Annotated in this window: 13 protein-coding genes and 1 pseudogene; 1 reads left to right on the forward strand and 13 read right to left on the reverse strand. The window is 36.9% G+C overall.

Going from position 1 to position 13,057, the window contains the following annotated elements; genetic code table 11:
* Nucleotides 1-286 precede the first annotated feature (286 nt).
* The 8 genes from BN1243_RS07425 to BN1243_RS07455 form a co-directional block, all read right to left on the reverse strand.
* The gene (locus BN1243_RS07425) at nt 287-2,515 is read right to left on the reverse strand and encodes an AAA domain-containing protein (protein WP_062105576.1); all 2,229 of its coding nucleotides are present in this window, start codon (nt 2,513-2,515) and stop codon (nt 287-289) included.
* Between the two features lie 261 nt (nt 2,516-2,776).
* Complete coding sequence (locus tag BN1243_RS22025) at nt 2,777-2,923, reverse strand: hypothetical protein (RefSeq protein WP_154669818.1); 147 nt, start codon at nt 2,921-2,923, stop codon at nt 2,777-2,779.
* A 65-nt stretch (nt 2,924-2,988) separates the two neighbouring features.
* Nucleotides 2,989-3,945 (reverse strand): tRNA dihydrouridine synthase, encoded by a 957-nt coding sequence (locus BN1243_RS07430; RefSeq protein WP_062105578.1) that lies wholly within the window; start codon nt 3,943-3,945, stop codon nt 2,989-2,991.
* A gap of 162 nt (nt 3,946-4,107) precedes the next feature.
* A complete protein-coding gene (locus BN1243_RS07435; RefSeq protein WP_230200303.1) occupies nt 4,108-4,566 on the reverse strand; it encodes a YehS family protein in 459 nt (152 codons plus the stop codon).
* 328 nt (nt 4,567-4,894) lie between these two features.
* The gene (locus tag BN1243_RS07440) at nt 4,895-5,269 is read right to left on the reverse strand and encodes a nucleotide excision repair endonuclease (RefSeq protein ID WP_062105582.1); all 375 of its coding nucleotides are present in this window, start codon (nt 5,267-5,269) and stop codon (nt 4,895-4,897) included.
* A gap of 112 nt (nt 5,270-5,381) precedes the next feature.
* A complete protein-coding gene (locus BN1243_RS07445; protein WP_062105584.1) occupies nt 5,382-6,233 on the reverse strand; it encodes a DegV family protein in 852 nt (283 codons plus the stop codon).
* 191 nt (nt 6,234-6,424) lie between these two features.
* Nucleotides 6,425-8,650, reverse strand: coding sequence for an ATP-binding cassette domain-containing protein (locus BN1243_RS07450; protein WP_230200125.1), 2,226 nt, complete (start codon nt 8,648-8,650; stop codon nt 6,425-6,427).
* Between the two features lie 123 nt (nt 8,651-8,773).
* The gene (locus BN1243_RS07455; protein ID WP_062105590.1) at nt 8,774-9,481 is read right to left on the reverse strand and encodes a DNA alkylation repair protein; all 708 of its coding nucleotides are present in this window, start codon (nt 9,479-9,481) and stop codon (nt 8,774-8,776) included.
* A gap of 204 nt (nt 9,482-9,685) precedes the next feature.
* On the opposite strand from BN1243_RS07455, the gene BN1243_RS07460 reads away from it, so the two are divergent.
* Complete coding sequence (locus BN1243_RS07460) at nt 9,686-10,063, forward strand: iron chaperone (protein WP_062105591.1); 378 nt, start codon at nt 9,686-9,688, stop codon at nt 10,061-10,063.
* Nucleotides 10,064-10,212: 149 nt separating this feature from the next.
* Here BN1243_RS07460 and BN1243_RS07465 read toward each other — a convergent pair whose 3' ends face one another.
* The 5 genes and pseudogenes from BN1243_RS07465 to BN1243_RS22290 form a co-directional block, all read right to left on the reverse strand.
* Nucleotides 10,213-10,662, reverse strand: coding sequence for a GNAT family N-acetyltransferase (locus BN1243_RS07465; RefSeq protein WP_062105593.1), 450 nt, complete (start codon nt 10,660-10,662; stop codon nt 10,213-10,215).
* A 63-nt stretch (nt 10,663-10,725) separates the two neighbouring features.
* Nucleotides 10,726-11,136 carry a hypothetical protein gene (locus tag BN1243_RS07470; protein ID WP_230200126.1) on the reverse strand — a complete coding sequence of 137 codons (411 nt, stop codon included), beginning with the start codon at nt 11,134-11,136 and terminating at the stop codon, nt 10,726-10,728.
* A 33-nt stretch (nt 11,137-11,169) separates the two neighbouring features.
* Nucleotides 11,170-11,385: a nucleotidyltransferase domain-containing protein gene (locus BN1243_RS07475; RefSeq protein WP_062105598.1), complete on the reverse strand. Its 216-nt coding sequence runs from the start codon at nt 11,383-11,385 to the stop codon at nt 11,170-11,172.
* Between the two features lie 417 nt (nt 11,386-11,802).
* Nucleotides 11,803-12,306, reverse strand: coding sequence for a DNA topology modulation protein (locus tag BN1243_RS07480; protein WP_062105600.1), 504 nt, complete (start codon nt 12,304-12,306; stop codon nt 11,803-11,805).
* A 466-nt stretch (nt 12,307-12,772) separates the two neighbouring features.
* Nucleotides 12,773-13,057: pseudogene (locus BN1243_RS22290) on the reverse strand (RNA-guided endonuclease TnpB family protein); the annotation flags it as partial.

Consider the following 13,057-nt stretch of genomic DNA (forward strand, 5'->3'; position numbering starts at 1 on the left):
CTAGCGGCGGTGTGTTCCCCGCCACAAGGGTCAATGTGCATGAGCACCAACCCTGAAACTCATGACTTTAGTCGTGAGAGGTTCATTAGTAGTTAATTACCCGGCGTTTTCATCATCTAAACCTTTCAGCTTTTCCAAATTTCAACCAAGAAAGAGGGCTCCTACAATCATTTACGAATACAACTGTCCGCTCGCCACAAATAAAAAAAGTAACAACCTCACTCATCGCAAGTAAGGTAGTTACCTTTTTCATATCCTTATTTAAATTAGGGTTTTCACTATCTAGTTAAATCTGTTTCAACAAATATTCACACACTCTGCTCGAGCTAATTCTCGCTGCTACATAAGGGGGATTGATTGCTCGTACCCCTTCGAAAGGAAGTCCCAGCCACAATACTTTATCGTCCAACATCATAAAAGGAAATGGAAAACTTTCATTCATCCAGACATCACATTTCCCCCACTTTTGATCGGAAATCACGGTCAGCTTTATTCGCTTGTCTCTGTTTGTTAACAGCTTATTCCATTCCTCCGATAATTTGATCCCTTCCGGCAGGCAAATCGTTATCGATGACTTTGCCGATCTCAAATCTCGAAAAATAACTTCCACTTTTAGAGCATGAATCCATCTTAATTTTGGATGTTGGTTCCGAATCCACGAACCGATCTCTTTCATTGTGACCGTTTGATTGTTTTGCACCTGATGATCAACAAGTTGTCTTAACGTTCTTCCTTTATAAATATGTCTTTCGATAAAATTTCTGTCACTGACTTGAATGAATTTCCCTTTTGTTCGCGTGATAGCTACATTCATCAAGCGTTTACTGTCCTTTCCAGTAACAAGCATACCAGCACGATCTTGCGGGGCACTATCGACTGTGTCAAATACCATTACATCCCGTTCACTCCCTTGGAATCTGTGCACTGTGGCTGCAATAATATCTATCCCGCTCCGCTCTTTCTCATAGATCTCTTCCAACAGCATTTCCATAAGATTTGCCTGGGCGCGGTATGGAGTCACATACCCGATTGATGTAGCCCCATCCATATTTGCTTCATGAATCACTTGAAATGATAGCAAAAGTTGCCACAGATTGAATCTGGAATTGGTTGTTTTATCACTTATACAATGCATCCCCGTGAAGCTCGTATCTAAAAGCATGACAGCTTTGCCTTTAAATGGAGCAAGGGCAGTGATGCTATCTCTACTTTTAAAAACACTTTCGTGGTCTTCAACTAGTGATTGATAAATGTAACGATTAGTAAAAGCTGAAATATCTGGGTGCATTCTCCGCTGTTCTTTTAATAAAAAGAGCTGAGGATGAAGTTTCCCTTCATTTAGCCCTTCCACTACACCAGCCTTATGGAACACATCCTCCTTAAGCCATTCTGATACAAGCGAATTCCGGCTAGAAGCAATCGGAGGTAACTGCATGAAATCACCACAAATAATGACTCGCTTTCCTAAGGAGGCGGCAAAAGCGGCTTGTGGAACATAAGCCATGCTTGCTTCATCAAGAATGACGATATCATAATCCGCTTCATAAACAGCACTGTCACTAGCCGCCTTTGCTAGGGTTGTTCCGACAATGAACGCATCTTTTACTAATTGGACTTCTTTCTTTCGAATTTTTTCCAGTATCCGAGAAAACTTAGCCTCTAGTTCCAGTAGATTGTCAGAATCACGTTTACTGAAAGAGTTAGCCAAATCTTGCTTTAAGTGATACCGTTCTTCGACTAGTTTTTCTCTATCCTTAGCAAGAAGAGGGTCTTGCTTTTCAATAAGCTGATTTGTCGTAATTTCCTGATGCAGGGATAACGTTTCCCCTATATTCCCACCGTAACGAAGCACATCCCCTTCTTTGAATCTCTTTTTCCTTTTAATAAAAGCAGTCATTTCACTCATCAAGACATCAACAGCTTGATTACTGTGCGACAAAATCAACACTTTATTCTTCTTGAAATATTTATTAGCTGCGGTTCTAGCCAACGTGTATGTCTTGCCGGTGCCGGGGGGACCCCAGACAAATGTGGCTGCATTGTACTTTGACCTCAAAATCAATTCATGGACATTACTCTTAATTTTCTCCTTTGGGTGTTTCGAATCCATAGACGGATTCATCAATCTCTTCACTCGCAACCGCTTTTGTTTACTTTTTTTGATTTCATCCAAGCGTTCTATTAACTGTTCAAGCAATTCCCAAGGGTCATGCAGTAGATTAGCATTCGGGATAAGATCGCCAAAATTATGTTCAAGTTCTAAAATGATGCCCCTACCTTCAGAGGAGAGCACTTTTCCACTACTCTTCATCGTACCCCATTCCAATTTTATGAAAGAACCGACTGGTAACCTTAATGCGACAGTAGTATCAAAGTAGTATCGATATGAACTGTCATTTGATAATAGTCTGCCGTTCGATACAGAATAACGGCTTCCGCCAAACTTTTTTAAGTGATTAATCTCTTCTTGTAAAGCTTGCTGCCATTCTTTGATGTATGTTTTGGTTGTTGTCATTTTTATTAAGCTTCTTTCTTATAATTTGTTGCTTTTGAAGATGATCGGCGCATTATAGATGTCCAAAAAACAGCCTGTCACCAACCTGAAAATGTCAAATAGTTATGACCAAGTTCCAGAAGGTTACAGGCAATGTATTTGTTTTAAAGTGAATTTCGCAATTGTTTCTATATATTTATGTGGTGATAGTAGATTAGCGATGTTATTTTCCTAAACATCCCGATGAGAAATAATATCTCTTTATTATACCATTTTTTAAAGTTAACTCTGAATATAATTTACTACTTCTTCAATATACATTTCTATAGGTTGGGATGTATCTACTGTTAAACATTTTGCAGATGGTTTCTTAGCCTTATTAATTACGAATTTAAATTCTCCAGTATCATATTCACGCCTATTTAACATGAACTCTATGCTTTGAGGTGGTATATCAGATTAACGACCTTCATCTCTATTCCGTCAACATTTCTTCACTCAAATTGTTCGAGCATCGCACGCACTTCATCTGTTGACTTTGTGCTCATCAATTCATTCCTTAATTCACTTGCCCCTCGAAACCCTTTGATGTATATCTTGAAAAAGCGAAGGAGGTGTTTGAATGGACGTGGCTCAAATTCTTCTGAATATTTATCATGAAGATCGAGATGCAATCTTAAGAGTTCAAGCAGCTCTTTACTGCTATGGTCTTTCGGCTCTTTTTCAAAAGCGAATGGATTTGTAAAAATACCGCGTCCAATCATAATTCCATCAACACCATATTTTTCAACAAGTTCTAAACCAGTTTGACGATCAGGAATATCACCATTAATCGTCAAAAGTGTATCTGGTGCCACCTGATCACGAAGCTTCTTAATCTCAGGAATTAGCTCCCAATGAGCATCTACTTTGCTCATTTCCTTTCTTGTACGCAGATGTATTGAAAGATTAGCGATGTCTTGTTTCAATACATGTGTTAGCCAGTCCATCCATTCGTCTACATACGTATAACCAAGCCTTGTCTTCACACTGACAGGCAATCCCCCTGCTTTTGTTGCTTGTATGATATCCGTCGCGACTTCTGGACGGAGGATAAGGCCACTCCCCTTCCCTTTGGCTGCCACGTTATGCACAGGACAACCCATGTTGATATCGACACCGCGAAATCCAAGTTTCGCTACACCGATACTCGTTTGCCTAAAATATTCGGGCTGATCCCCCCATATATGGGCCACCATTGGTTGTTCATCTTCTGTAAAAGTCAAACGTCCACGCACGCTTTGGATCCCCTCTGGATGACAATAACTCACCGTGTTTGTAAACTCTGTGAAAAACACATCAGGTCTAGCTGCTGCGCTCACTACATGGCGAAAAACAACATCCGTCACATCTTCCATCGGTGCTAGTACAAAAAAAGGTCTCGGTAAATCACGCCAAAAATTATCTATCATATTAAAATCCCCTTATTACGGGATACTAGGTCAACCCTGTCCCAAATTTAAAAAGTAAAATTTCCCAGCCTCTTTTAAAAGACCAGGTGCTGTTTCTGTAGTTAGATTCAAGAATATTAAGTTATCAGTTACCACTTTTAAATATGGTCTACTTTGCTAGAGTTATCCCCTATATTTTATCGCTAATCCTTTTAAGAAGTTCCTAGCGTATCTATCCCCGCACTCAACGTAGTTCTTATGTCCCTTTTTTCTTAATAATGCACTTAACTCGCTTTTTGTAATTGTTACTCCTGCTTCTTCCAATATATCAAGCATATCCTCACTTGTTAATGTTAGTGCTATTTTCAATTTCTTTAGAAGAATGTTATTAATATGTTCATTAGTCAGTAATGGCCTTTCAGGTTTTCCCAGTTTTGGATCTTGTTTTCCTCTTTTAAAAATAATTAAACCATTTAAAAATGACTCTAATTTACTATTATTGATATTTACAATATCTTCATTTTCGGATATATCATAATCATTGTCATCTTCATAATCGTAACGATCCTTTGGTTTTGTAAGCATCTTTTTTACTTCTTCCTTTGTCACTTCAATGCCACCAAGTTCAAAAATACCGACCATATCCTTGTCCCTTATGTCTAAAGCATATCTTAATCTAATTAATATATCATTATTAATCACTTATGAACCTCCTGGTAAAACGCCTAATTTCATGGCGGTATAAATCAATTTTAATAACGAAGGAAAATCCTCGTAGTTATTAGGTAGGAACTTAACAATCATCATATCCCTCACCTTTCGTTCTATATAGATTTCTGTACGACAAATTTAGTCAGGTAATGAAATAGAAAAACCACCTTGCACTTCGCGACAAGGTGATTTTATTTTGATGGGTCAAATGTAAAACCCATGCGTGTAAACCTTAATTACACTGAAAAGTCGTGGAAGCTTACTTATAAAACACTTTATCAATATTATATTTGGCATGTAGTTTATTAATAATGTACGTTTCATAAATTTCTCTTTCCATTGGATCATCAACAATGGATACCGCTACTTTATAAACTTCATCCCGGTGCTTTTTAATTGCGGAAGCTGTATCCTCAAAATGTTTCTTTACTCTAGGCCGCAACTTTCGGGCTTTTCCGACATATAGCAGCTCATCCTCTGCGTTGAAAAGTAGAATGATTCCACCTTTATCACGGGGAATTCGATGATAATCTGTAAAGCCATACTCACTGCTAATGGCTGCCTCTACTTTTTCACCCAGTTGCTTTTTTTTCGTTAATACAACATCAGGATTTGGTATTTCAATTTTTATCATGATCTTCACTTCCTATTCTGCGATCGTTCTTGAAAGTTAAATTTTTTTAGCTCTCTTAAAAATACACGAGGAAATATTGACTTTCAAGTTTATTATGATTTCTGAACCGTTCCTACTGTTCTAATCCTGCAATCCCGAAACCCCCAGCTCCAGCGTGGGTAGAAATCATTGCGCCGGCTTGAATCCATTTCACATTTCTGAAACCAGCTTCTCTTGCCTTTACATCCATCTGTTGCTTGATAGTTTCATCGAGTCCAATAGAATAAAGTAAATAAAGTTGTTCTCTGTCAATGTTATATTTATTTAAATAATCCTGCATGAGTTTTTCTGCCACTGCACTCATTTTCCCACGATATTTTTTGGTGGATACAAGTTTTCCTTCAATTAATTCAATACATGGCTTTATCTTTAACAAAACACCGCCGAGATAAGCAATATTACTTACCCTTCCACCTGCTTTTAAAAATTCCAGATTACCAGGAATGAAGGCCAGCCTTGATTTAGGAACCATCGACTCTATTTTCTTTATTAAGCAACTAGGGTCAATTGCAGGTTCTTTCTCTAACAAAGTAACAGCATACATCACAATAGCGGCTAATCCACCAGTTACGTTTAAAGCATCAATTAGAAAAAGATCCTCAAATTTTTCCGCCGCGATCATCGCATTTTGAAAGGAGGAAGATGCCTTTGACGTATAACCAATATGAATAATGATACAGTTAGGAAAATCGCTCTTTATTTTCGAAAAGAAATCTTGATACTCATGGGGATTTGTAGCTGTTGTTGAGGGTATTTTTTTTGTAAGCTCATAATAGTCATAAATGTCCTGTACTGGTAAAGAACCATCTAAATAGTCCTGTTCATCCATGATGATGTGCATTGGGACCACCTGAACAGCATGTTGATCAGCTAAATCTTTTGGTAAATCTGCTCCACTCTCTGTCGATAAAATAATTCTTCTCATTGTTTGTCCCCCTTTATACACCGTACTTATAGTTCGTGCTTCATTATTATGACATTATACCTTAAAAGAGATGGTGAATTATCTTAGGTTTAACTAGAATCATATCAAGATGGCTTTAAAAATTTAGATGAAGATTTAGAACTGTAGAATAGGTCCAGTAGTCGAAGAACTATTGCATTACAATGTACTCGTCATGAATGACTCCTAACCCCATCTTTTAACCATTTCGCTGTCAATGTTTCAGCATTTAACATCTCTTCTGGTGTTCCTTCAAAAATAATTTGTCCTCCTTGTTTTCCTCCTCCTGGCCCCAATTCTATTACCCAGTCACTCGCCGCTATAAAGTCCAAATTATGTTCGATTATTATGACAGAATTACCTCTGTCCACAAGATTTTGAAATAGGTCTACCAGGTGACCATTATCCACTTTATGTAGTCCTAAGGATGGTTCGTCCAATAAATAGATTTGTCCTTCTTTTTGTAAATGACTTGCCAGTTTTAAACGTTGGAGTTCTCCTCCACTTAGCGAACTTGTTGTTTGTCCTATTGTTAAATAGCCTAATCCTACATCTTTTAAGGTCCTACCTCTTTTTACAAGCTTTTGTTGCTTAAAAAAAGTGATAAATTCATCTATCGTTAAATCCAAAATCTCGATTATATTTTTACCTTGATAACGATAAGACAATGCACCTTCTGAATATTTTGTACCGCCACATGCTTCACAGCGAACAGTCACGGGATCTGCAAATGCTACGTCTGGTGTTACAACTCCTTTTCCATTGCATATAGGGCATGCTCCCAAGGAGTTAAAGCTGAACAAACCTGCTGGTTGGCCTGTTTCGTTTGAAAATATAGAGCGAATATCATCCATGATTCCCATATATGTAGCTAATGTCGAACGGCTAGAGATCCCTATACTGCCTTGCTCTACCATTATGGTTTCTGGATAACTCTTTGTAAATGCTCCTAACATTAAGGAACTTTTACCTGAACCAGATACTCCACATATAGAGACTAAGACATTTTTAGGAACATTTACGCTTATGTTTTTTAAATTATTATTACTTGCTCTTTTTATTGTAAAATAACCTTTTATATCTCTAGGATTTTTATTTATTTTCAGATGGCCGCTTATGATATTTGCGGTTGGAGTGTTTTTTATTCCTTCTACTGTACCTTGATAGATAACTTCTCCCCCATTGACACCTGCTCCTAGCCCCATCTCTATTATTTCATCCGCCACTTTTATTACGGATAAGTCATGTTCAATGACAACAACAGTATTGTGGTGGGCCTTTATACTTTTTAACATTTGAATTAACAGATCCACTTCTTCTGGATGGAGCCCTGCACTTGGTTCGTCGAAAATGTATGTAATATTATTTAGACTGCTCCCTAGATGGCGAGCGATTTTTACTCTTTGAGCTTCGCCACCGGACAAGGAGCCCATCTTTCTTGAAAGACTCAAATATCCTAATCCCATTTCAATGAGTTGTATGAGTGACGGAATAGCTTGTTGTGCGATCGATTCTCCCATCGAATCTTTTATTTTTCTAAGTTCCTCCAGCAGATCGGTAAGCTCTAATTGATCGTATTCTGCAATGTTTAAGCCATTAATTTTGCACTCTAATACCTTTGGGTTTAATCCAGAACCTTGGCATGTAGGACATAATGAATGTGTGGATACCGCTAAGACATCATCTTGGGATACTCCTTTAAGCTTAGAGACATCTCTATTAATATAAAGGCGGGTAAATCTTGGCAATACCCCATCCCATTCATGAGGTTGAGGCCCGTTTTTTGTATGAAATGGTGCAAAGACTTTTTCGCCTTCTAGGGGGCCATATAACAACATATGAAGTTTTTCTTCGGGGTAGTCTTTTATAGGTAGATCGGGATCGAATAATCCGCCAGTCATCATCCATCTGCCTTGCCAGCCTGATGGTGATAATGGCTTAAATTTCACTGCATAATCTCTGAGTGACTTGTCGAAATCGATAATTTTATTCGAGTCTGGTGTAATGACCTCTCCAAATCCACTACATTTTGGACATCTTCCAAAGGAACTTTGGCTCGAAAAATCATTGGCAGAACCGATGGAAGGCTTTCCAATTCTTGAGAACAAAAGCCTAATTAACGGATGGATATCCATATATGTACCCAATGTTGAGCGGGAACTGCCTCCTATCTGTCTTTGTTCAACGACAACAACTGGACTTAAGTTTTGCATAAGATCTGCATGAGGTCTTTCATACCTTGGCATTTGATTTCTGACATAGAGAGGATAGTTCAACGTCATTTGTCTTCTACTTTCAGTTGCTATTGTATCAAAAACAACCGAACTCTTACCTGAGCCTGATAGACCAGTAAATACGATGATTTTTTCTTTTGGAATATTTAAATCTATATTTTTCAAGTTGTTTTCTTTAAGACCTCTTAAAATAATTTCATCTCTAATTTCTTATCACCCTTTCCAGTTTTTCACTAAGAGACACCAGCAATCGTCATAGATTGCTGACTCTTTACAATAATAAACAGTCTAACATCTTACATACTTACGTTTAAAACCAAGCCTTCCTCTGTCCATTTCTTTTTGAATATTTTCGTAAGCGTTCAGAAGACTAGGCTTTTTCTTGTCGCGTTTGACTTCCACTATTCCAACTTCGTTTGCCGTCTCAACTGCCTTTTCATGAAGCGGTATATATGAAATTCCCACGGTATATAGAAAATTATTCATAGAAGACTTTGTTCGTTCTGGCGATTCATGAATTGTGTTTTTCACCATATCAAGCATACTTGAAATCCTGCTTTCGGAAAATTCATGGTCTTTACGATTCCCCAGCAGCCAGCAATAACAACTCCAGCCTGCTGACATTCTCAATTCATCACCGCTTGCTATCCATTTATCTGCAACGTCTTGTGCAATATCTGACTCTGATAAAGTAACTGCCACCACATAATCAGACAACATATAAAAATAGGCATCATCTATCCAACGATCATAATCCGATTCAGTCATAGCTTTGGGATCTGCAATAACGCCTGCAAAATACATGGCATCATAGTTACCTGTCGCATAAAGCTTTTCCGCTAAAGGTTGATTTATTTTTATTTTCCTTGCGATTGGTTTCATAGCACCTGTAGCAACGCCAAAAAGCGGCTCGCGTGCACCATTGGATATGTACATTTTTTTCGTACGTTCCTTCCCCAAAGCTTCAAGCTCCTGCATAACTGTTTCAAAATCCATAAGGTTTACTTCCTTCCTTAATAAGCAATTAATTGCAATTAATTGTTTTCAATTTTACCACAGACTTATATTATAATTTAGTACATGAGTTTATTTTGGCTTATATTCTATTTTGAAATTTAATAAAAAACCTTGAAGATGCATAGAGAGCAAATTTCCTGTAAACTAAATGTAATATTGAAAATGTAGGAGTGAGACGTCATTATGCAATATGATGCAAATAATTCTGAAGAATATTTAGAATTGCTTGAAGACGATTGGCGAAAAGAGAAACTACTCGCGATTCGACAAATGATTTTCGCTTATGCACCTGAATTGGAAGAAGTGATTCGCTATAAGATGTTGAATTATGGTAAGGATGACAACTATGTCTTTGCATTAAATGCGCAAAAACATTATGTCAGCCTCTATGTGGGTACAATAGAAAAGGTAGAAAATGCAGAGACCCTATTAGCGGGCTATAATTATGGAAAAGGCTGCATTCGCGTCAAAAAATCGATAAAGATTGAAGATACGGGATTAGAACATTTTATCCATAAAACTGTTGATATGTGGCGTGCTGGTGAAGATACGGCTTGTTAATATGGAGTGAATGAATAACAAGTATTACGAAAAATAGTCATATTCACTACCCTATTTTTAACTATTTTCTATTCCACTAATTTGGGATGAGGAGAAAGGGCTTGTCCTTATTCAAGATAAGCCCCTTCATTTAATCCAATTCCTATTTATCAAGCTTGTTCAAATTCTAATATGTGACTAGCTTTATGAATCCCTTCTACTTTTGAGAATCCACATTCTATATACAAATTTTCAGCAACTGGGTTATCTGTTGTTGATAACCTTAATGTCCGAAAATGCTGCCTTGCTTCATCCATCACTGTATTAAGAAGTTTTTTACCTACACCATTACCTCTGTATTGACGCAGAACATATAGATGTCGCACTCTTCCTACTTCGGGTGAGCTAACATATGGGTCAATATTTAGCCCTACAATTCCAATAATTTCACTATCTATTTTCGCAACATAAAGTGATTCACCATTTTTATCAAATTTATTACTCCCTGCTCTATACTCATCCACTAATCTTTTAATGAATTTATATCCCTCAGATAAACTATCTTCTATAAGGAAATCTAACTCATATTGTTCGAGTGATGGTACTCTTTCGATTATCATCGTAATATTCTCCCCTTTATTATAATTGCTATATACCTTTGATATTTATGTTTATGAAATATTTTATAGTTTAGGAATCCATACGTGAATAGCGGGATGACATGTTTCAAGGGAACTCTTTAACCATTGCTTTTGTTCTGATGATAAAAAAGGCAAGGAGGATTTAAAGTCATGTTCGTGCTTAGTTGCATCTGCTGAGTTTAAATAAGTGGACTTATATAATAAAACAATTTCTGGAGACAGATATTGAATGCCGTCCTTTTTTAGAAACGCTTCTTCTAAAGATCGCTTTATAGACATATTATTTGAATAATAAAAGTAATTTTCGTCTTTTTGATTAAAGAGAAATTCTATATAATCAAAATCTATTTGTTCATAAGTTTTGATTGAAAATTGATATACATTGTTTTCAGCTGTTTGTTGTAAAACACACCTGGTATTATCGTTTGGAAAACAAAATAAATTTCGCTTCATTTGAGTTTCAGAAGCGTCAAACAACTCGATTACCTACCCACCACCACAAGCTTCAAAAACTCTCCAACCTTTGTGTATCATAAAATGAATGATCTTTTGTCTATCTTCCCAAAACGCAATAATATCAACATCCGTATGTGTTTTTGTAGTTTTTCCAATAAAGAGCTCAATAGCACCTCCGCCACAGATAGCCCATTTAAAATTGGCTTCGTCTAAAAATGTTTTTACACTTGATATAATGTTTTCCATACCGCACCTCGTTTTTTTATAAAACCGTAAGATCCATATTTTCATAGAGTAATGACTTAATCCTCTTATAGTCAGTTTGAAACCCGAACTGGTTATACAAAGTTACTATCCACACATAAATGAATAAATTAAGTCATTTCTTTTTATAAATGAACCGATAACCAAAATATATAATCAATATTGCTATAAAAGTAACAACTAAATTTTCTAAAGGAGCACAACCTACTATATATACACAAATTGAAGGGGACTCTGGGTTTTTAAATATTGATAATAGCAATATACTTCCCTCCCACAAAGGGTTTTTTTAAATATATATTTAGCTATTCTCAATCCATTCTGATTATGAATTCCCCAACTATTCCGCTAATTGCAGAAAAATTAACGCACCTTCTAATTCAATAAATATATAGCTCATTACACTTTTTCCAAAAAATCTTTAACTTCTTTTGCTGATTTTAAGATAATAATTTCTTTTTCATTAGATTGTTGTTCAAGTTTCTCCAATATTTTTGGTTTCTTCGTCTTTGGATAATTCCATATCCATTTAAAAAACTCAAAGGAAAATCGCTCTTCGCAACCTTCCCCAACATCTGGTCTTGTCTTATTTCGGTATTGGAGTATTCTTTTGAATGCACGATAAACGCAAATTATTCTTGGCATATCAAGAAAAATTATTGTATCAGCTGCATCTAACCTTATATCCATTGTCCCGCCATAGTTTCCATCAATAATCCATTCTTCTTTTTTTACTAAATCATTTTGAACTTTTATTTGTTCCTCTATCGGAACACCTACCCAATTAGGTTTCCAGAATAATGCATCAAGATGATAAATCTTTATCTTTAACTTCTTTCCTAATTGCCTTGCCAAAGTAGATTTTCCAGAACCTCCAGAACCAATAAGTACGATTTTTTTCATTACACACCTCTCTTACCCACTTTTTTATTCTATAAGAAAAATAATAATGCCTTCTTAACTGATCCGCTTCTTAATAGAATAAAATCTTTATTTATCCCAGTCCCTTTGTTTACCGTGCCAAAACTATACCAATAATTTCTTCACTCCGACATTACAACGTCAACGTACCCCCACTGAGAACCTTGCGGTTCCCGTTTCAGTGGGGGCTTGGGTTAGTTACTCAGGTCTCCTCGTTCAATGTTGAAACGATCTGACGCTCTGAATAGCAAGCACTGTTTAGCACTCCCCAAACACTGTTTTTGGTTGGTAGTGGTGACGAACGATCGTTTTCCCACTTGCACCACCCTTCCGAAAAAGAGCAGTTCTTCCTCACGGAAGAAGCCACCACTCAGATATTCTGGCGTGTGCTACAAGCCCCGACAAGTCGAGTACACATGGATGGTTGACGCACCCACTAAGCTATGCGCTAAGCAACAGCCTTACGTTTTTGAACTTTCAATATCACCGGAGTCTTCACTATAAGATTTTCGTCTAATTCCATAACTTCTGATTTTCTTAAAGTATTTAATGCTCCATTAATGTCAGCATGGATGCATTGTCCTGTTTTACTTCGATACAGACCGCGAGTGATCCGTTTGCCGCTGAATGTGTAGTTCGATTTATCCGTTTTTGTCCAAACAGGAATCGTATCCCTATCTAGGAAACTAGCTTTTGATGTATAACTTTCTTCTTGTTCAACAAAACGAACGCC

It is taken from the genome of Bacillus niameyensis (assembly GCF_001375535.1).
GTDB lineage: Bacteria > Bacillota > Bacilli > Bacillales > Bacillaceae_C > Lederbergia > Lederbergia niameyensis.

Bases quoted from the DNA above. Each gene is read 5' to 3' on its own strand.
- BN1243_RS07460 (WP_062105591.1), top strand. From the start codon at position 9,686: ATGCAATATGATGCAAATAATTCTGAAGAATATTTAGAATTGCTTGAA.
- BN1243_RS07480 (WP_062105600.1), bottom strand. From the start codon at position 12,306: ATGAAAAAAATCGTACTTATTGGTTCTGGAGGTTCTGGAAAATCTACT.
- BN1243_RS07425 (WP_062105576.1), bottom strand. From the start codon at position 2,515: ATGACAACAACCAAAACATACATCAAAGAATGGCAGCAAGCTTTACAA.
- BN1243_RS07470 (WP_230200126.1), bottom strand. From the start codon at position 11,136: ATGAAGCGAAATTTATTTTGTTTTCCAAACGATAATACCAGGTGTGTT.
- BN1243_RS07445 (WP_062105584.1), bottom strand. From the start codon at position 6,233: ATGAGAAGAATTATTTTATCGACAGAGAGTGGAGCAGATTTACCAAAA.
- BN1243_RS07440 (WP_062105582.1), bottom strand. From the start codon at position 5,269: ATGATAAAAATTGAAATACCAAATCCTGATGTTGTATTAACGAAAAAA.
- BN1243_RS07465 (WP_062105593.1), bottom strand. From the start codon at position 10,662: ATGATAATCGAAAGAGTACCATCACTCGAACAATATGAGTTAGATTTC.
- BN1243_RS22025 (WP_154669818.1), bottom strand. From the start codon at position 2,923: ATGTTAAATAGGCGTGAATATGATACTGGAGAATTTAAATTCGTAATT.
- BN1243_RS07430 (WP_062105578.1), bottom strand. From the start codon at position 3,945: ATGATAGATAATTTTTGGCGTGATTTACCGAGACCTTTTTTTGTACTA.
- BN1243_RS07435 (WP_230200303.1), bottom strand. From the start codon at position 4,566: ATGGTCGGTATTTTTGAACTTGGTGGCATTGAAGTGACAAAGGAAGAA.
- BN1243_RS07475 (WP_062105598.1), bottom strand. From the start codon at position 11,385: ATGGAAAACATTATATCAAGTGTAAAAACATTTTTAGACGAAGCCAAT.
- BN1243_RS07455 (WP_062105590.1), bottom strand. From the start codon at position 9,481: ATGGATTTTGAAACAGTTATGCAGGAGCTTGAAGCTTTGGGGAAGGAA.